The sequence below is a fragment of the Streptomyces sp. NPDC007875 genome (genome assembly GCF_042868035.1).
GTDB lineage: Bacteria > Actinomycetota > Actinomycetes > Streptomycetales > Streptomycetaceae > Streptomyces > Streptomyces antimycoticus.
Window position 1 is genome coordinate 1 of sequence record NZ_JBIADZ010000054.1, and the last position, 17,206, is coordinate 17,206.

Below are 17,206 nucleotides of genomic sequence, written 5' to 3' on the forward strand. Positions count from 1 at the left end.
CCATCCCCATCGGCGTTCCGGGGTGCCCCGAATTCGCCTTTTGCACCGCGTCCATGCACAGTCCGCGGATCGTGTTCACCGACAGCGTGTCCAGGCCGGTCATGGCTACGCCGCCCTCCCCGCCCTCGATGGATGTCTGCGAAGCCTCGCTATGTGTCGGATCGGACGATCGTCGCGAGGACGTCGTTGAAGGCCTCGGTGGAGGTGGGGTGGGTGTAGACGGCGTTACGGAGCTCGGCCGCCCGGAGGCCGTGGCGCATGGCGAGCGCGACGGTGTTGATGATTTCCTGCGCGTCCACGCTGAGCAGAGCGGCGCCCAGGATCTCGTCGGTCTCGGCGTCGAGCACGAACTTCATCACCCCACGGGTGTCCTCGACGATGTACGCACGTGGCATGGCGACGATTTCCGCGACCGGCTGACTTGCGATCCTCACCCGGTGCCCGGCCGCGCGGGCCTGTTTCTCGGTGAGCCCGACGGTGGCCAGCGGCGGGGTGATGAAGACGGTGTGGGGGATGGCGACCCGGTCGTCGGTGGAGCGCTTGCCCTCGCCGAGGAGCTGGTCGAGGACGATGCGGCTGTCGTCGAGGGAGATGTAGGTGAACTGCGGACCGCCGTTGACGTCGCCGAGGGCGAAGATGTGCGGTCGGCTGGTGCGCAGGTGCTCATCGACCTCGACCGCGCCGCGTTCGGTGGTGCGCACACCGGCGGCGTCCAGCGCCAGATCGCGGGTGGCCGGTGCGCGGCCGGTGGCGGCGAGGATGGCGTCGGCCTCCAGCGTGTGCTGTTGGCCGTCCGTCTCGTAGACGACGGTCGCGGAGGTTTCGCCGTCACGGACCTCCGTGACGTCGGCCCCCGTGACGATCTCGATGCGCTCCTCCACCAGGATGCTCTCGGCGACGGCGGCAACGTCGTCGTCCACCAGGCCGAAGACCTTCGGGGCCGCCTCGAGCACGGTGACCTCGGCGCCGAACTGTCCGTAGATGGAGGCGAATTCGAGGCCGAGGTAGCCGCCGCCGATGATCGCCAGCCGTTCCGGGAGGATATTGGAGTCGATCAGTTCGGTGCTGGTGACGGTGTACTGGCTGGTCCGCAGGCCGGGGATGTCGAGGACGATCGGCTCCGATCCGGTGTTGATGAGGATCGTCTCCGCGGTGATCGTCAGGGGGCCGTCGGCGGTCTCGACGCGCACGGTGTGCGGATCGGTGAACGCGGCGGTCCCGGTGATCACCGAGACGGTGTCCATGTCGTTCAGCCCGTCGTAGTTGCCACCGCGGAACAGCTTCGTCAGCGCCTGCACCTCGGCGACGGAGCGCTCGTACCACTCCTGGGGCACATCCTCCGGCCGGCGCTTGCGGGAGTGGTGGACCAGTGCCTTGGTCGGCACACAGCCGACGTTCGGGCAGGTGCCGCCGTACATCCGTGCCGACCGCTCGACCAGCACCACGCGCTTGCCGAGTCCACCCATCGTGGCGGCCACTGTCTTGCCGCCCTTGCCGAAACCGATCACGAGCACGTCGGCTCGCAGGCTGCGGTTGGTGGTGCCCATGGTCGCTTTCCTTCTCGTCTCTTCGGGGGGCGCTGCCTCCGTCATTTCAACGGCACCACCAACACCGCGGCCCCGCAACTGGCCGCCCCCGGTGCCACCGCGCACCCTGGAAGAGGCGGAACCGGAGGAGAACGTGTGATGGCCGGACCGTCCGTGGTCGGGGACATGCCTCACGACATCGAGGCCGGGCACGCCGCGAACCCGACGGCGGTGGGGGTCGCGAGCGACCACTACTCCGCGGAGGAGCTGCGTGCCGCGGAGGCCGACCATGTGCTTACATCGCCGGCCGAGCCGTTCCCGCACACGTGAGAACGGCGTGCGCACGAGCGGGGGCCGTGGGGCCGACCCCCGGCTCAGCCTTGTGCGGCGGCACCCTTCTCCCGGTCGTAGGCGGCCCGCACCTCCAGCACGGAGAAGCCCTGGAGCCGGTGCCGGGTGGGCCATGAGTTCGGAGCGTCGACCCGGCGGCCGACGCTGGCCTGGCGTCGTGGTTGCCAGCTCCGTCTCTTGCGGCCTGCGCGAGCGCCAGGAGAAGGAGCGTCAGCGCCAGGAGTTGGAGGCGGCGCGGACCGGGCAGGAGGCTGGTGACTGGCTCTTCCGCGCGCGGGGCGGCGCGTAGTCGGAGTCGAGCTGGTCGAAGCACGGCATCATAGCCCCGTGCGGCCAGCGGCGGATGTAGTCCTCCCGGTTGGGAATGAACTGCGGCTCGCCCGTGCGGATCACGTAGGGCAGCGCGCTGGTGGCGTCCAGCGGCAGGCCGTGCAGGGCGGCCACCGGTATCGGAATCCCGGCATCGGAGGAGACGCGCAGGCGGCCTTCCGTGATGAACCCGATGGACGACGGCTCCTGGGGGCGACCATGCCACCACCGCCGACCAGCACGCCGTGCCCCCGGTCTTCTTCACCGATCTCAAGGCTGCCGCGGTGGGCCTGAGCGCCGAGCAGGCGGCTGCGGCCGGTCACCGCATCCAGACCGTGCACCCCGACTTCAACGCGGCCCAGGGTGCCAACCTGTATGCCGACGGTTACGGGGGCCACGCCCGGATCGTGGTCGATCTCGACCGTGACGTCCTGCTCGGGGTCACTTTCGTCGGCCCGGGGTCAGTGAGCTGCTGGACTCGGCCACCGTCGCGGTCGCGGGCGAGGTCCCGCTCAAGCGTCTGAGGCACGCGATGGCCTGCTTCCCGGAGGTCAGCGAGATCTGGCTCTTCCTCCTCGCCGCCTACGAGCACGAACGCGACTGAGCCGCACGCCCCGCACCCGGCCCAGGGCCCGCACCGGCGCATCGCCGGGCCCGGCAGGCAACAGCCCGCCGGGATCGGGGGCGCCCGGCGCCGTCGCCACTTTTCCTCAAGCGGGCCGCACCTTCGTCACGAAGCCCATCGGTTCTCGGAGATCCGGGCCGGGACGCCCGCCCCCTCGCGCTGCAGCACGATCAGGGCCATGTCGTCGGCGAGCGGCCCGCCCGTATGCACCCGCAGGTCCGCGCCGATCCTGCGCACGAGCTCATCCGGACGCTGATCGGCCCAAGCCGTCACCCGCTCCGCGAGGGGGTAGAAGCTGCCCATGCTGTCCCGGGCCTCGGTGACTCCGTCCGTGTACAGCACCAGCCGATCACCCGGGGCGAAACGGAAGGTCAATGGGGCGTACTCGGTCTCCGTCAGGGCGCCAAGGCCCAGCGGGGGAGCGGGGGCACTGACTTCCAGGGGCGTGACGTGCCCCCCGTGCAGCAGAAGCGGCGGCAGATGGCCGAAACTGATCAGACGGGCACAGAGCTGGTTGTCCGGGATCTCCAGCACGGCCGCCGTGACGAAGTGTTCGCCGGGCCATTCGTCAGGATCCCCGCGGTGCGACTGGCCCAGGTCCCAGCGCACATCGGACTCCAGGGCGGACGCGAGCCCGGACAGTGTTGAGTGCCGGTGCGCGTTGAAGCGGAAGGCACCGAGGACGGTCTCGATGTCCCCGATGGCCCCGAGCCCCTTGCCGCGCGCATCCCCGATGATCAGCCGGGTGGGGCCAGGCGCGTGGACCAGTGCGTACAGGTCTCCACCGATACGGGCTTCGGTCTCGGCGGCCACGTACGTCGACGCCAGGGACACCGCTCCCGCGCGTCGCGGCAGTGGCCGCAGCAGCACGGACTGCGCGGCTTCCGAGACCTGGCGCACCCTGGCCAGGTGGCGCTGATGCTGCTCGCGCAGATGGGTGGCGATCAGGAGCAGCGCCGAGAACAGCACCAGGGACAGCATTTGCACGAGTACGTTCTCGGTGGTCAGCGCGCGCCGTTCGGCTCCCGCGACGACCAGCGCCGCCAGGGCGAGCAGAGCGGTGACGGCGGTGCGGCGGGTGTCGGCGAAGGTGGCGGCGAGCGCGAGCGGGATGACCAGCAGATGGGCGAGGTGGATGTCCGACGGGAGGAACCAGTCGGCCACCGGAATCGCCACGATCGGCACGGACCACAGGGCCACCCATCGGTAGCCCCGCCATCCGCTCGGTGCCCTAGTCGTCTGCAATGGCGGTCTGCTCTGCATTGTTCTCCCAGGTTCGGAGCGCACGGCAATGAAGCGTCGCCGCTCGGTACGCACACCGAGCTGCATCAGGGCACAGACCGTGAAGAGCAGCCGTTCGTACGCCCACAGACTGCTGTATCCGGCCGCTTCGACCGCGTTGCAGATCCACTCCCGATCTTGGGGGCGGACGAAGTCCGAGCTTCACGAAACCTCCGATGCAGTCGTTGGAGTTTGGCGGCAAGGCGGCAAGGCGGCGAGGTCGGATGGGACTTTCCACCCCGACACCGGGCTGCCGCTGCTGCTGGTGGGTGCGGCCAGCGGGCCGTCGGCTGACACCGACGGCAGCAACACGGCCGTCCGGTGACTCCCCGCTTGCTCTGTACCCGGGAAAGGCGCCCATGAGCCACAGGGAGACCACCACGGTGCGGTGTCCAGGCCGATCAAGCTCTGAGGCCTCGGGCGCGAGCTTCGCCCGGTCCAGACGGCGCATGTGCTCGGGGAGACGCCGCGGCCTTCCGTGCGCTTCGTTTGTGCTCATGTCTGCAACGCTATGCACCCAGCGGCACCGGCGTATGGTCCATTTCTATGACAAATTCTCAGACCAATTCTGCGGACAAAGCAAGCTCGTGATCTACGGAGCTGGGACACTGACCCGCTCCCGCGTGTGGCGCTCCGAGCATGCGACGTGGCGCTCCGGCTTCGCGGGGCAAACGGTCTGACAACATCGGTGTCTTCCTCTAGCCACTGACCTCGACGAGCTCTAGACCCAGCGCACCCGCGCGTTCGGGGAGTTCATTGGCAGGGCCGGCCACACCCTGGTCGGGGCGGATCCGATACCGGGCTGATGAAGGTCGTCACCGACGGTGTACAGGCGTCGGGAGGGCGGCTCGCGGGGCTCTCGGTCGATTTTCTCCGGAAGTGGGTCGGGATGGATGCCGACGAAATGACGTTCCGACGGGCCCGTGGCATTCGAGCGGATGCTCAGGTCGGCACAGGCGAAGGCTGATGCGGCCGGAGACATTCGACTGACTGTTGTCGGTCGACTCCACGATCGTGCGGGCCGACCACCACGCCGCCGGGGCGTGAAAAGGGGGGGCGCCGGGCGCTCGGGCGGTCGCGCGGTGGTCTGACCAGCAAGATTCATCTGCCCTGCGATGCCTTCGGTCGTCCCCTCGCCTTCGTGGTCACGGACGGCAACACCCACGACGGCACCCGGTTCACCGCCGTCGTGGAAGCGATCCGGGTGCCCCGCATCGGCCCGGGGCGCCGCTGGACCAGGCCGTCTCAGGTCATCGGCGACAAGGGCTACAGCTCGAAGGGGGTCCGCACCCGGCTCCGTCGGCGGAGCATCGCTCACACGAACGAATCTCGGCAGGGACGCTCCCGGTCCGGGCACAGGCGCGGGACGAGGGCCTCTGGTTTCGGTGTGGATGCCCGCTGGGCCCACCGCGGCCGCCACCACGGGGCAGCGTCGAACCGATGTTCCAGACGGCCTGCATCGTCCTGCGCGACACCGGGCGGCGACCGCGGGAACTCTGTGAGTTGCGGGCGGACTGCCTGGAATTCGACGACGGCGAGTGCAGCCTGCTCCGGGACAACCGCAAGGCCCGCAGACCGCGGCGCCGACCGCCTAGCGCATCCCAGACGGTCGAGGCCATCAAGCGATGGCTGGAACGACAGGCCGAACTGGAGCTGCCCGCGGGCAGCCACCGCTTCCTGTTCCCACCGCGGACCGCTGCCAGCGGCATCGCCCGTCCGGACGGCCGGGTGCTGTACCGGGCTCTTCGCGCCCGAGCAAAGCCCTCCCTCTCCTCGACTCCGAGGAGACCGGCAAGGACGGTCGTCCGCTGTCGTAGCCGAGGGCGGTATTCGGGGCGTCCTGGTTGAGACCAAGCTTCTCCTGGGCCCAGAGGCCGCCCAGGACGTGGTGTTGAAGGTGGGCCGGGTACGGAACGGCTGGGCCGCCAGGTTCCGCAGGGTCCGGCGAAGCACTGGTCCGGACAGCCCCGCGGGTGCAGCGAGGTCCTGGCAGCCGATGCGGTGGCCAAGGAGTCACGGTGCCGGTCGAGCAATGGCCAGTCTATGGAGAGCAGTCGCTTGGCCGTGGGAGGGCCGTCGTCCTCGCCGTGGCCGAGGTTGCGCGCGGTTCCAGCGGCGACCGCAGCCTCCGCGCACCGTTTGGGCGTGTCCATGTACCAGAGCACGTCGTGGGGGGCCATGGCGGCGCCGGGCCCGAAAACGAGTGCCACTGCGTCGGAGGTATGTTCCGGCACAGCCGGCTCGTCGAAGAGGTCGGCAAGGGTGCCTTCGGCGAGCTCAGTGGACCCTGTGCGCTCGAGTAACGGTCGCAGGCCGATGCAGGGGTGGCAGGTCCGTCGATGGCGCGGGTGACCGGCCTATCGGGAAGCGTGGCGGCCAGGGCGCTCCGCCTGGGGTGACTACTGCGCCAAGCGCTGGGTGACGAAGGTTTGGTTGGTGGGCCCGGGGCGATCGATGGGTGTTCGTGTCGCAGCAGCCGCCCGTACTCTGGTTCTGCCTTGAGGGTGGCGATGTTCGTCCGGGTCGTCCGTGACGATCAGAACGAACTTGCCCGCCACCTTGTGGACGTCCATCTGCTCGGTGAACGGGCGCCCGTGGCTGGCCCCGGGCAGCCCCAGTGCGGTGTCGCGCGCTCTGCCCTGGAGCTTGTCGCCGCTGATGGGTATGACGAAGGTCAGGCGCGGCGGCCGTAGGTGCGCGGATCCACGGGCTGCTCGGACTTGGGAAGCCCGCCGACCACGAGACGGTAGGAGTCGATCACGAGCTCCTTCACTAGCTTCTCGTCGATGGTGCCCCCGCCTTCCACCGTGATCCAGTGCCTCTTGTTCATGTGATAGCCGGGGGTAACGTCTGCGTACTGCTCACGCAGGGCTGCGGCGTCGTCCGGATCGGCTTTCAGGATCACGACGGGGCGCCCCGGCATGTCGGTCATGAGCATGAAGACTTTGCCGCGCGCCTTGTAAAGGCGCCAGTCGGGGCCAAAACGATGCTCCAGATCGGTGCCGGGCAGTCCCACAGCACAGTCGCCCGCGATCTTCTGCAGCTCCTGTTCGTCCAAGGTGATCAACTCCTCTATCGATCCGAGAGTGCCCTGACCGCCCGGCCGAGGGACCAAGGTGGCGTCTCCCGCGTGGCGGCCACGAACGGCGGCGGTGCCGACATGGCCGGCGAGCGCGGTGAGTTCGGCGGCGTCGCGGCCGAGCCGCTTCCTCTCGTACACCGTGAGATGACCCGCCCGCCGGTCGGACTGTGGCCGTCACTGCCTACGGGCGTACGCGGATGACTGTCTTCCCGTTGCGCCGCGTGGTCGGGTTAAGGGCTCCAACGGCATCATCGAAGCTCGCGACGTCATCGATGTTTGTCCGCAGCCGTCCGTCCCGCACTCGCTGCACGATCTCACCCAGTTCGGCACGATCGGCCTCGACAACGAAGTCCACCGCCAGGCCGTCAGCGGGCCGCGCCTCGACCGGGCCGACGACGGACACCAGCGTTCCTCCGGCCTTGATCAGGGCAGCGGACCGCCTCTGAACGTCGCCACCGATGACATCGAAGACCAGATCGACGTCGCCGACGTCTTGCAGCGCGTCGTTCTCGAGGTCGACGAACTCATGCGCGCCGAAGTCGAGCGCCTTCTCACGGTCGGCGGTGCGTCCGGTGCCGATGACGTAAGCGCCGGCCTCGCGTGCGAGCTGGGTCACCATTGTCCCGACTGCCCCGGCCGCGCCATGGGCGAGGACGGTCTGGCCGGCCTGAAGGCGGCCGTGCTGGAACAGCCCCTGCCACGCGGTCAGACCTGAGATCGGCAGGGACGCGCCTACGGTGAAGTCGACGTCGCCGGGCAGCGGCGCAAGGTTGCGTGCTTCGATCGCCACGTACTCCGCCAAGGTGCCGTCGCGGTGCCAGTCGGCGAGGCCGAACACCCGCTGCCCGACCGACAGCCCCGTCGTGCCGTAGCCGAGGGCGGTGACCAATCCGGCCAGCTCGTGGCCGGGGATCGACGGTGTCTTGTCACGGCCGGCGCGATCGGCCCAGGTCGATGGCCACTCCAGCTCCGTCGGGACGAAGCCCGATGCGTGAATCTGAACGATGACGTCGTTGATCGCTGCGGGCGGCTCAGGCCGCTCGGTCAGCGTCATCCCGGCCGTTCCCGCGGCCTGGTCGGTTACCACGATGGCTTTCATTGAGATTGTCCTCTTCCTCGTATGTGTTGTGGGTTTTGGTTTCCGGGTGCGTGTTTAGACGAAGGTGAACAGCTGGGCGGGGTCGAATCGCGAGATCGGAGTGGTGTACTGCTTCTTGGGGTCGGGGTAGCCGAGAGCCAGCAGCAATGTTGTGCTGTGTCCGGTCTCGCGGACCTTGAACGCCTTGTCGACGCTGGTCGGATCGAACCCCTCCAGCGGCGTGGCCTCGATGCCGAGCTCAGCGGCCGCCATCATGGTCAGGCCCACCGCCAGGTAGGTCTGCTTCTCCATCCAGTGGTTCAGGTCCTTGTAGCCATAGTTGCGCAGATTGAGGAAGTCTCGGGTCATTGATTCCCACAGCTCCTGCTTTGACAGGTCAGGGAACCGGCCGTCGGCCTTCTCCTTCGTGAACACCGCCTCGAGGTGGCTGTCAGGCGCATCTGCCCGGGTGGTGAGGATGATGGTGTGCGACGCGTTCAGGATCTTCTCGCCGTTGTCCTGGAATCGTTCGCCCAGGTTGTTGGCGAGCCGCTCTTTGCCTTCGGGCGTGGCGAGGACGTAGAAGTGGTTGGGCTGTACGTTCACTGACGAGGGCGTCGAGCGCAGGAACCTCAGCAACTGCTGAAGTGTTTCCTCCGGAATGGTCTTGCGGGCGTCGAAATACCTGGTGAGGTGCTTGTTCATGAGCTTGTCGAGGTCCATGTCGGCCTGCCTTCTTCCTGTGATGAATGGGTGAGGAGCGGCGGTTCGCCAGGGGTGGGCTAGTTCTTGCCGCGGGTAAGTAGTTCGCTGATGCGCTCGAAGCTGATTCCTGTCGTCGCGGCGGTGAGGTCACCCGTGACGAGAGCCTTGGCGGCCTGTTCGAGTGCCCCCATTGCGTGGGTGTAGAGCGCCGGACCCACACTGATGCGCTTGACTCCGGCCTTCCGCAGTTCAGCGACGGTCAGCACCTTGTCCGCCGGCGAGATGAGGACGTTGACCGGCGTCGGCGCGACGGCGGTGACGATCGCGGTCAGGGCATCGAGGTCGGGTGGGTAAGGGGCGTAGAGCACATCCGCGCCGACCTCGGCGAAGGCCGTCAGACGCCGGATGGTGTCGTCGAGATCGGGCCGCTGCTGGATGAAGTTGTCGGTGCGTCCGGTGACGACGATGCGTCCCTTGGCCGCGTTGACGGCACTACGCATGCGGTTGACGGCATCCTCGAAGTCGCGGATCGGTTGATCGGGATTGCCCGAGGTGTCTTCGATCCCGATACCGGCCAGGCCGGACGCCACGGCGGCTTCCACACTCGCAGCGACGTCTTCAGGCGTGTCGCCGTAGCCGTCCTCGAAGTCTCCGTTGACGGGCAGCCCGGTGAGCTGACCGAACAGCCGCGCGTGCTCGAGGTGCTCGCCAAGGGTGACTTCGTGACGCCCGTCGGACCGGCCGAGCGTGGCAGCGAACGCCGCGGACGATGTCGCGATCGCCTCGAAGCCGGCCTCGGCCAGCATCAGCGCCGAGAGGCCGTCCCACGCGTTCGGCATGACGAGGCCACCGTCGCGTGTATGCAGTGTCATGAACGTCTCATAGAGTTCGGAGCCCGGCATACCGAGCCTTTCTCGAGTGATCGTTTGGGGCAGCGAGGGGTTTACCGGCTATGTGCGTGCCTCGACGGGGGTTCCGGCGGTCAGCCGGGCGTACCGACCGAGTTGACGGCCGGGATGTCGATGTCGGTCTGGTTGACGTTGTTGAGGAAGTTGGTCAGCAGCACCTGCACCGCCACCGTGACGATCGCCAGGATCTGCGGGTCGGTGTACCCGGCGCCTCGCACAGCCGCCAGGTCGGCGTCGCTGACTTGCCCGCGGCTGTCGACCACCCGCTGAGCGAAACGAGCGACCGCTGCGCGCTTGGGATCGATCGAGCTCCCGGCCCGGGCCAAGTCGATGTCATCGCTCGACATGCCACCGAGCTCGGACGATACGTACGTGTGCATCGCCAGGCAGTAATCGCAGCCGTTGGCTTGCGACACGGCGAGCGCGATGGTGTGCCGGGTCTTCGCGTCCAGAACCCGGCTCAAGGTGCCCTGCAGTGTCATGACGACGTCGAGGACGGTCGGGTTCGACGCGAGAGTCGCGAACATGTTCGGGACGAAGCCGAACTGCGCGCCGATGGTGTCGAGGGTGCTCCGCGCGCCGGCGGGGACATCGTCGGGAGCGGGAACGGTCAGCCGTGACATGGCGGATCAGCCTCCGGTGTGTGGGTGAGTGGTGATCGTCGGACCCGGGCCGGGCTCGTGGTGCTGGAGAGGTCCAGTCCTCGTGGTGACTGCGGTCTCACCCGCTTTTTTGGGCTTCCCGGCCCACTTCTTGGAGTTAACGTCACTCGGTCCTGGGCTGTCAAGCCCAATCTGGGGTTATCCTGGAGCATGACCACCAACACGGCAGCTCCGGCGCCCGACAAGCTCACGTCCAAAGGAAAGGCGACGCGTGCCCGCATCCTGGAGCATGCTGCTGAGCTGATTTACACAAAGGGTGTCCACGCGACGAACAACGAGCAGCTCCGCCGCGCCGCCGGCGTCAGCGGATCGCAGCTCAACCACTACTTCCCGACCAAGGAGAGTCTCGTCCTGGCCGTGATCGCCTGGCAGGCCGAGCGCGTCCTCACCTTCCATCGCAGTGAGCGATTCGCCTGCTTCGACAACCTCGACGCGTTTCGGGCGTGGGCCGATTTCTACGTCGGCTACGAGCGCGCCTACCAGGAAGGCTGCACCCTCGGCTCCCTCGCGAGCGAGATCATCAAGACGGACCTTGACGTTCACGACGAGCTCGCGAGTGTGTTCGACCAGTGGAGGGTCATCTTCCACGATGGACTCGCGCGTATGCAGCAACTCGGCCGCATCAGCCCTGAGGCAGATCCCACGCAGCTGGCCAATCTGCTCCTTGCCGCCTTCCAGGGCGGCATGCTTCTCGCCCAGGTCGCGCGGGACATCGCCCCACTGAAAGACGCGTTGCAGTCAGCCATCGACTACGTGCAGACCTTCGCGACGTCTCCCGACCCCGGCGTACTCCAAGCTCGGTAGCCGCTTCCACGTGTATGGGTCAGCGGAGCTTGGCATTACGTGCTTGCTCGTGATCCGGGTGGCTGCCCTTAATGACGTGCGTTACGTGTTGATCCGGGGCCAGACTCGGTCCATGGGTTCTCGAGGACGAGCCGGGATGGACAACTGCGAAGCGATCCCGGTGACTACGACAGCGATCCTGGGCGCTTCGCCGCGAACCAGGCAGCCACGCAGCGCTTCGCGGCACGAGGTGACGTCCATCCTACGGTCGCCCGTCGCCTGGCCGCCGAGGGTGCTCGGACCGTCGTCGACATCGGAGGCGGCAACGGCGTCCTCGCGGGTTATCCCGCCCGCGAGGAGGTGGGAACCGTGGTCGTCGACCGAGCGGGCCACGTCGGTCACGCTCCCGTCCCACTGTCCTCGGGGACGCCCTGACGCTGCCTTTCCGGGACGAGTCGTTTGACGGCGCCGCCACCCTGTGGATGCTCTATCACCTGGCTGACCCGGTGCTCGCCCTCAAGGAGGCGCACCGGGTGCTGGGGGTGGGAGGGCTTCTCGCCGTCAGAGCGGTCAGTCGGCACAATGACCCCGAGCTGGCGCCATTCCTGCCGGGCTGGGGGAAGCCGCTGAGCTTCGACGCGGAGAACGGGCCCGAACAGCTTGGCCGTGTCTTCGATGTCGTCGATGTCCAGCGCTGGGACCGGCCCATGATCCGCCTCGCCGACCATGCCGCTGTCACGCTCTTTCTCCGTGGCCGTGGGCTTTCGGAGCATGATGCGCCCCGGGCTGCGGAGCGACTCAAGCCTCCGTTGACCATCGCCAAGCGCGGCATGATCGGCTGGGCCCGCACGCGGTGACGCGAGCCTCAGGTTCCATCCTGCAGCCGCATTCGCGCGTCCGAGGCTGGGCCGCCTCGGCCGCCACCGATGCGCGTGCGTTTATCCACAGGCCCAGACAGCGGATCGCAACCCCGTTTCCTCTTCCTGGGGGCTGGCCAAAACGGGTGGCGGTTGCCCTTCGGGGCGGCCGAAGGTTCGCTACTGTCCCGATGTGGGTTCCGCCCGCGGTGCTGGCCGCCGCGGGAAGATTGGGGAGACCGGAGCCCGACGGCGGGGGAGAGCTGCGTGCTTGACGAAAACAATGTCCTGGAAGCGGTACGGCGACGCATCGAAGAGCGCGGTGACGCCTTGGAGATGGGACTGCCGGATACGGCGAAGATCACCTGGCATTCCCTCCTGGAGGGCGAGATCGTGCGGTCCATCGAGACCCGCAGGCAGGAGGAGCGAAAACACTACGGCCTCATCGACCTGTCGGGCCGGCCGGAGTACGACACCCTCGCCCGCCACCACGTCGCCCTGCCGAAGGACCTCACCACGACGCAGACGGCGACACTGATGAGGCGTGGGTCGGTAACAGAGCGGTCCTGCGACTGCGGCAACGGAAAGACCGCCTGCCCGCGCTGTCAAGGCCGAGGAGAGCTATCGTGCGATCCGCTGACGGCCTGCGCCGCCTGCCGGGACATCGACTCCTGCTCCCGCTGCGACGGCACCGGCACCAGAAACCGTAACAACCCCGACGGCCAGCAGCCGGGGGACGATCGCGCTACCTGTCGGCAGTGCGGAGCACCGGATGCCGCCTGCCCCACCTGCCACGGCCGGGGCCGCGCCCCCTGACACTCACATGGGACCGCGGGATGGAACGCGCCGGCCACAAGGACATGCCCACGGCCACCGGCCTCGACGTGTACTTCGCCGACCGGCGCAGCCCATGGCAGCGCGGAACGAACGAGAACATCAATCGCCTGCTCCGTCAGTACCTGCCCAAAGGCGCCAGCATGGGGCATCTGGCCAGGACCACCTCGACGCCATCGCCTTGAAACTGAATACGCGTCCCCGCAAGACACTCGGCTTCGACACACCAGCCGATAGGCCGGCGCCCCTGCTGCGTTGAACGGTTGAGTCCACCGAGGCGGCCTTCAGGATCTCGTTTGCCCGCCGCAACGGGGCTATCTCCTTGCGGAGCTGGCCCAGCTCGGTCCGCTCGGCTGTGGTCAGAAGGTCGGGTCGGCTGCCTCGGTGGGCTCGGCCTGCCGGACCCGGCCCCGCAGGGCTTCCTTGTGGATGCCGAGGCCCCGGGCCACGTGGGCGACCGGACGGCCTGAGACCTGGACTCCGCGGACGGCCCGCTCACGCAGCTCGTCAGGGATCTCCGTGGTGCAGGCATCGGATCTGTGTTCTCCCATCTGCCGAGGCGATCATGCCTGGCGTCACGGCCGTGACAAAATCCGGCTCAGCTCAGTGCCGCCTTCTGGCGCGTCCCGGTATCTGCGCGAGAACGACCCGGCCAGCCCCTGGCAACGCGGCACCAACGAGCCAACGGCCTGCTGCGCCAGTACTTCCCCAAGGGCACCGACCTGTCCGTCGACGCGCGTGAGGATCTGGACGCCGTCGCCGCCGAACTCAACGGCCGCCCACGCAGAAACGCCCGGCTGGTAGACCCCAGCCGAGCGCCTGCATGAACTGCTCGTGGCCTGATCAACACGACCACGTGGTGCGCGGCCCCTAGAAAGAGCCGGCGGCCGCCGGGCCTTCTACGTCAGTTGAGACGGGAATACTAGGACTTTCGGCCGCTGAAGACCTCGGCCACTTCGGGGATACGGTCGATGTAGCCGTCGAGCAGCTTGCGGCCGACGGTCACTGAGTCGACCAAAGGGTGGAGGGAGAACGCCTTCGCGGCATCGGTGCGGGAGCCGGTGACAGCGGCGCTGATGGTGAGCCGCTCGACCGCCTTGACCTGCTGCATCAGGCCGGTCTGGGGCAGGTCGGGCTGGGTGATGGTGAGCGGGTGGACGCCGTTGGCGTCAACGGTCACGGGCACCTCGACGACAGCGTCGCGGGGAAGGGCGGAGACGGTGGTTCCGTTGCGCACGTTGAGGATCATCGTGGCGCGCTCGTTGCGGCTGATGGCGGCCATCACCGCGAGGGCGACCCCGGCATACCCCTGGTGCGCGGGGTCCGGCCGGAAATCCTCGTCTGCTTGGGCCTCTCCCTGGACGGCGCCCTTGGCCTCGGCCATGTAGTTGGCACTGCGGTCGGCGATGGTCTTCCGCCACAGCGACACGGCCGAGCCCTCGGCGGCCTCCGTCACCCGCTGGTAGAACTCCTGCTGCTGGCGGGCGAGGAACTCGCCGCGGGTCTGCGGAGCGTCGAGGATGGACCGTACGGCCTCCCGGTTGAAGTAGTAGTAGTACAGGTACTCATTGGGGATCACGCCGAGGTCGCGAAGCCACTCGCGCCCGAAGACAACGCCTTCCTCCAGGTCGCCGAGGCGCTCGTCGGCGAGCAGGCGGGGCAGGATGTCCTCACCGTCGTGCAGGACGCGGCGCATCCAGCCGAGGTGGTTGAGACCGACGTAGTCGAACTGGGCGCGGGACGGGTCGAGGCCGAGAGTCGTGGCGATGCGGCGGCCCAGACCTGACGGCGTGTCGCAGATGCCGAGGACCCGATCGTCGAGGACGCTCTGCATCGCTTCGGTGATCATGCCGGCCGGGTTGGTGAAGTTGATGACGTAGGCATGCGGGGCCAGGCGCCGTATTCGGTGCGCGATGTCGAGCATGACGGGTATGGTGCGCAGTCCATAGGCCAGGCCACCTGGGCCGGTGGTCTCCTGGCCGAGGACGTCGAGGTCGAGGGCGACCCGCTCGTCGCACATCCGTCCCGTCAGCCCGCCCACGCGGATGGCGGCGAACACGAAGTCGCTGCCCTCCAGGGCGTCGTCGAGCGACGTGGTGACCGTCACCCTGGGTGCGTCGGTGTGGCCGTCGGCGAACTGGGCGAGTATTTCGGCCATGGCCTTGAGCCGGGCCGGGTCGGTGTCGTACAGCCACACATCGTCGATACGGGGGGAGCCCTGATCTTGCAGTAGGGCCTGGTAGACGTATGGCACGCGGAATCCGCCGCCGCCGAGGACGGTCAACTTCATGCGAGTATCACCTTTCCGTCCGCCTCGCGGCAGAGCTGGAGCGTATCGGGGTCGGCACCGCTGGTGGTGATCAGGACGTCGAGGTCGGAGAGCGAGCACACGCGCAGCGATCCGGTGCCGGGGAACTTGGTCTCGGCGGCGACCAGGACGACCTTCCCGACCGTCTCGATCATGGCCTGTTTCAGGGGGGCCTCGACGGCCATGTTGTCCACCACGTGACCGTTGGGCCGCACTCCGGTGCAACTCAGGAAGAGCAGGTCGGCGCTGACCTGGCGGAGTGCCTGCTCGGTGAGGGAGCCGACCAGGGACTGGTAGTTGCGGCGCAGCACGCCACCGAGCATCACCAGCCGTACGGTGTCGTCGTCGCGGAGTTCGTCGAGCACCGGCAGACTGCTGGTGATGACGGTGACGGGACGGCCCCGCAGGCGGCGAGCGATGGCCAGGGGTGTGGTGCCGATATCGAGGACGATCACGCTGTCGTCCTCGACCAGCTTCACGGCCTCCTCGGCCATCGCGTCCTTCAGCGCCTCGTCGCGCGAGATGACCACGTCGAACGGAATCTCTTTCTCCGCCTCCGCACCGGCGGCTTCCGCGGCCCCGCGCGGTGACAGGGCCGCTCCGCCGTAGGTGCGGATCAGCTCGCCGTTGCGGTCGAGGAGGGTCAGGTCCCGGCGGATCGTGGATTCGCTGACCTGTAGGTTTTCGGCGAGCTCGCGTACCGAGGCCACCCCGGTCGACCGGAGTGACTCGACGATCTTCGCATGTCGTTTGCGTGAAGTCACGCACTGACGATAGCACCGCATGACTGACTTCAGTCATGAAGGCAAGAGACATTCTCTTTGCTGATCGACTCTTGTCATTCGGCAGGGGCGATGCTCATAGTTGAGCACTTCACTGTGGTCGCACCGGAAAGAGGCGGTCTCCGTGCTCGACGTACTCTTCGCCGGCGAGGTCTTCTGCGACCTCGTCTTCGGCGGCATCCCCCACCTGCCCACCCCCGGAACCGAGGTGTACGCCGACCGGTTCGCCGTCTCCGCCGGGGGAACCGCGACCCGCGCCGTCGCCACCGCCCGCCTCGGACCGCGGACCGGGATCCTGGGGGTGATCGGCACCGACTTCTTCGGCGAGCACCTCGCCGCCCGGCTCGGAGCCGAGAAGAACCTCGATCTGACCTGGCTGCGCCGGAATCCTGCCGTACACACCCCGGTCACGGTCGCGGTGACCCAGGAACACGACCGCGCCTTCCTCACCTACGAGGAGGAAGGGGCCCTGCGCCCTGAGGTGTGGGAGGGCGAGCTGCCCGCCGTCCGCTTTCTGCAACTCGGGATCGGACGGCCGCTGCCCCCCTGGGCCGCCGAGCTCCGCGCCCGCGGCACACGTGTGGTGGGCGGCGTCGGCTGGGACCCCACCGGCCAGTGGTCACGGGATCTGCTCACCCGGCTCGCCGAGGTCGACGTGTTCGTCTGCAATGCCGTCGAGGCGACGAGCTACACCCGCACCGGCACGGTGGAGGAGGCCGTAAGGGTGCTCGCCGACCACGTGCCCGACGTCGTCGTGACCGATGGCGGGAACGGCGCGGTCTCGGTGGACGGCGACACCGGCGAGCTGGTCCGGGTCGCCGTTCCCCGGGTGCCGGCCGTCGATCCCACCGGCGCCGGTGATGTGTTCACCGCGGGACTGATCACCGGCCTGAACCACGGCTGGCCCCTCGCCACTCGGCTCCGCTTCGCCGGACTGTGCGCCGCCCTCTCGGTGCAGAGCCTGGGCGGCGCGAACAGCGCGCCGCGCTGGGAGGCGATCAACGCCCTCCTCGAACGCACCCCGCGGATTCCGGACGCGGACCTCAGTCGCATCCGCGCGATCAAGCCCTAGCTCCCGCGCTCCGGTTCGGGTCGGACGACCGTGCCCCGCCACA

Annotated in this window: 19 protein-coding genes and 5 pseudogenes; 11 read left to right on the forward strand and 13 right to left on the reverse strand. The window is 68.1% G+C overall.

The genetic code is table 11. The features are described from left to right. Window positions 1–103 (reverse strand): annotated as a pseudogene (locus tag ACFYOY_RS47230) (hypothetical protein); the annotation flags it as partial. Window positions 104–149: 46 nt separating this feature from the next. Beyond that, window positions 150–1,547 carry an FAD-dependent oxidoreductase gene (locus ACFYOY_RS47235; protein ID WP_351904121.1) on the reverse strand — a complete coding sequence of 466 codons (1,398 nt, stop codon included), beginning with the start codon at window positions 1,545–1,547 and terminating at the stop codon, window positions 150–152. Between the two features lie 138 nt (window positions 1,548–1,685). On the opposite strand from ACFYOY_RS47235, the gene ACFYOY_RS47240 reads away from it, so the two are divergent. Beyond that, a complete protein-coding gene (locus ACFYOY_RS47240; protein WP_351904124.1) occupies window positions 1,686–1,856 on the forward strand; it encodes an HAD hydrolase-like protein in 171 nt (56 codons plus the stop codon). A gap of 231 nt (window positions 1,857–2,087) precedes the next feature. Here ACFYOY_RS47240 and ACFYOY_RS47245 read toward each other — a convergent pair whose 3' ends face one another. After that, on the reverse strand, window positions 2,088–2,321 hold the full coding sequence (locus tag ACFYOY_RS47245; RefSeq protein WP_351904127.1) for a hypothetical protein: 234 nt from the start codon (window positions 2,319–2,321) through the stop codon (window positions 2,088–2,090). 71 nt (window positions 2,322–2,392) lie between these two features. On the opposite strand from ACFYOY_RS47245, the pseudogene ACFYOY_RS47250 reads away from it, so the two are divergent. After that, a pseudogene (locus ACFYOY_RS47250) lies at window positions 2,393–2,790 on the forward strand (pyridine nucleotide-disulfide oxidoreductase); the annotation flags it as partial. A gap of 126 nt (window positions 2,791–2,916) precedes the next feature. Here the strand turns inward: ACFYOY_RS47250 and ACFYOY_RS47255 are convergent. Beyond that, window positions 2,917–3,996, reverse strand: coding sequence for a PP2C family protein-serine/threonine phosphatase (locus ACFYOY_RS47255; protein ID WP_351904129.1), 1,080 nt, complete (start codon window positions 3,994–3,996; stop codon window positions 2,917–2,919). Window positions 3,997–4,897: 901 nt separating this feature from the next. Between ACFYOY_RS47255 and ACFYOY_RS47260 the strand changes: the two genes are divergently transcribed. The 3 genes and pseudogenes from ACFYOY_RS47260 to ACFYOY_RS47270 all read left to right on the forward strand — a co-directional run bounded on the left by ACFYOY_RS47260 (window position 4,898) and on the right by ACFYOY_RS47270 (window position 5,940). Beyond that, complete coding sequence (locus ACFYOY_RS47260; RefSeq protein WP_388594200.1) at window positions 4,898–5,059, forward strand: hypothetical protein; 162 nt, start codon at window positions 4,898–4,900, stop codon at window positions 5,057–5,059. Window positions 5,060–5,173: 114 nt separating this feature from the next. Next, window positions 5,174–5,449: pseudogene (locus tag ACFYOY_RS47265) on the forward strand (transposase); the annotation flags it as partial. Between the two features lie 83 nt (window positions 5,450–5,532). Continuing rightward, window positions 5,533–5,940, forward strand: coding sequence for a tyrosine-type recombinase/integrase (locus ACFYOY_RS47270; protein ID WP_351904132.1), 408 nt, complete (start codon window positions 5,533–5,535; stop codon window positions 5,938–5,940). An 826-nt stretch (window positions 5,941–6,766) separates the two neighbouring features. Here ACFYOY_RS47270 and ACFYOY_RS47275 read toward each other — a convergent pair. From ACFYOY_RS47275 to ACFYOY_RS47295, 5 genes are all read right to left on the reverse strand, one after another. Beyond that, the gene (locus ACFYOY_RS47275) at window positions 6,767–7,150 is read right to left on the reverse strand and encodes an MmcQ/YjbR family DNA-binding protein (protein WP_351904135.1); all 384 of its coding nucleotides are present in this window, start codon (window positions 7,148–7,150) and stop codon (window positions 6,767–6,769) included. Window positions 7,151–7,355: 205 nt separating this feature from the next. Continuing rightward, entirely contained in the window at window positions 7,356–8,273 is a 918-nt protein-coding gene (locus ACFYOY_RS47280; protein WP_351904138.1) for an NADP-dependent oxidoreductase, read from the reverse strand. Between the two features lie 54 nt (window positions 8,274–8,327). After that, window positions 8,328–8,975, reverse strand: coding sequence for a nitroreductase family protein (locus ACFYOY_RS47285; RefSeq protein ID WP_351904141.1), 648 nt, complete (start codon window positions 8,973–8,975; stop codon window positions 8,328–8,330). 59 nt (window positions 8,976–9,034) lie between these two features. After that, a complete protein-coding gene (locus tag ACFYOY_RS47290) occupies window positions 9,035–9,859 on the reverse strand; it encodes an isocitrate lyase/phosphoenolpyruvate mutase family protein (RefSeq protein ID WP_351904144.1) in 825 nt (274 codons plus the stop codon). 80 nt (window positions 9,860–9,939) lie between these two features. Beyond that, on the reverse strand, window positions 9,940–10,488 hold the full coding sequence (locus ACFYOY_RS47295; protein ID WP_351904148.1) for a carboxymuconolactone decarboxylase family protein: 549 nt from the start codon (window positions 10,486–10,488) through the stop codon (window positions 9,940–9,942). Window positions 10,489–10,677: 189 nt separating this feature from the next. Here ACFYOY_RS47295 and ACFYOY_RS47300 point away from each other — a divergent pair, with 189 nt between their 5' ends. Further along, the gene (locus tag ACFYOY_RS47300; RefSeq protein WP_388594206.1) at window positions 10,678–11,331 is read left to right on the forward strand and encodes a TetR/AcrR family transcriptional regulator; all 654 of its coding nucleotides are present in this window, start codon (window positions 10,678–10,680) and stop codon (window positions 11,329–11,331) included. Between the two features lie 81 nt (window positions 11,332–11,412). On the opposite strand, the gene ACFYOY_RS47305 is transcribed toward ACFYOY_RS47300, so the two are convergent. Continuing rightward, a complete protein-coding gene (locus ACFYOY_RS47305; RefSeq protein WP_388594208.1) occupies window positions 11,413–11,712 on the reverse strand; it encodes a hypothetical protein in 300 nt (99 codons plus the stop codon). Window positions 11,713–11,735: 23 nt separating this feature from the next. On the opposite strand from ACFYOY_RS47305, the pseudogene ACFYOY_RS47310 reads away from it, so the two are divergent. The 3 genes and pseudogenes from ACFYOY_RS47310 to ACFYOY_RS47320 all read left to right on the forward strand — a co-directional run. Further along, window positions 11,736–12,167: pseudogene (locus tag ACFYOY_RS47310) on the forward strand (class I SAM-dependent methyltransferase); the annotation flags it as partial. Between the two features lie 267 nt (window positions 12,168–12,434). Further along, window positions 12,435–12,983 (forward strand): hypothetical protein, encoded by a 549-nt coding sequence (locus ACFYOY_RS47315; RefSeq protein WP_351904157.1) that lies wholly within the window; start codon window positions 12,435–12,437, stop codon window positions 12,981–12,983. 20 nt (window positions 12,984–13,003) lie between these two features. Next, complete coding sequence (locus tag ACFYOY_RS47320; RefSeq protein ID WP_388594211.1) at window positions 13,004–13,186, forward strand: hypothetical protein; 183 nt, start codon at window positions 13,004–13,006, stop codon at window positions 13,184–13,186. A 174-nt stretch (window positions 13,187–13,360) separates the two neighbouring features. Here ACFYOY_RS47320 and ACFYOY_RS47325 read toward each other — a convergent pair whose 3' ends face one another. Beyond that, the gene (locus tag ACFYOY_RS47325) at window positions 13,361–13,552 is read right to left on the reverse strand and encodes a transposase (RefSeq protein ID WP_351904160.1); all 192 of its coding nucleotides are present in this window, start codon (window positions 13,550–13,552) and stop codon (window positions 13,361–13,363) included. Window positions 13,553–13,646: 94 nt separating this feature from the next. Between ACFYOY_RS47325 and ACFYOY_RS47330 the strand changes: the two are divergent. After that, window positions 13,647–13,828 (forward strand): annotated as a pseudogene (locus ACFYOY_RS47330) (IS30 family transposase); the annotation flags it as partial. A 95-nt stretch (window positions 13,829–13,923) separates the two neighbouring features. On the opposite strand, the gene ACFYOY_RS47335 reads toward ACFYOY_RS47330, so the two are convergent. Continuing rightward, window positions 13,924–15,291, reverse strand: a complete 1,368-nt coding sequence (locus tag ACFYOY_RS47335) for a 6-phospho-beta-glucosidase (protein WP_351904163.1) — start codon at window positions 15,289–15,291, stop codon at window positions 13,924–13,926. Next, on the reverse strand, window positions 15,288–16,073 hold the full coding sequence (locus ACFYOY_RS47340) for a DeoR/GlpR family DNA-binding transcription regulator (protein WP_388594214.1): 786 nt from the start codon (window positions 16,071–16,073) through the stop codon (window positions 15,288–15,290). Before ACFYOY_RS47340 ends, ACFYOY_RS47335 begins: the two co-directional genes overlap by 4 nt. Before the next feature lie 142 nt (window positions 16,074–16,215). On the opposite strand from ACFYOY_RS47340, the gene ACFYOY_RS47345 reads away from it, so the two are divergent. After that, on the forward strand, window positions 16,216–17,163 hold the full coding sequence (locus tag ACFYOY_RS47345; RefSeq protein ID WP_351904169.1) for a PfkB family carbohydrate kinase: 948 nt from the start codon (window positions 16,216–16,218) through the stop codon (window positions 17,161–17,163). The last annotated feature ends 43 nt before the right edge of the window (window positions 17,164–17,206 follow it).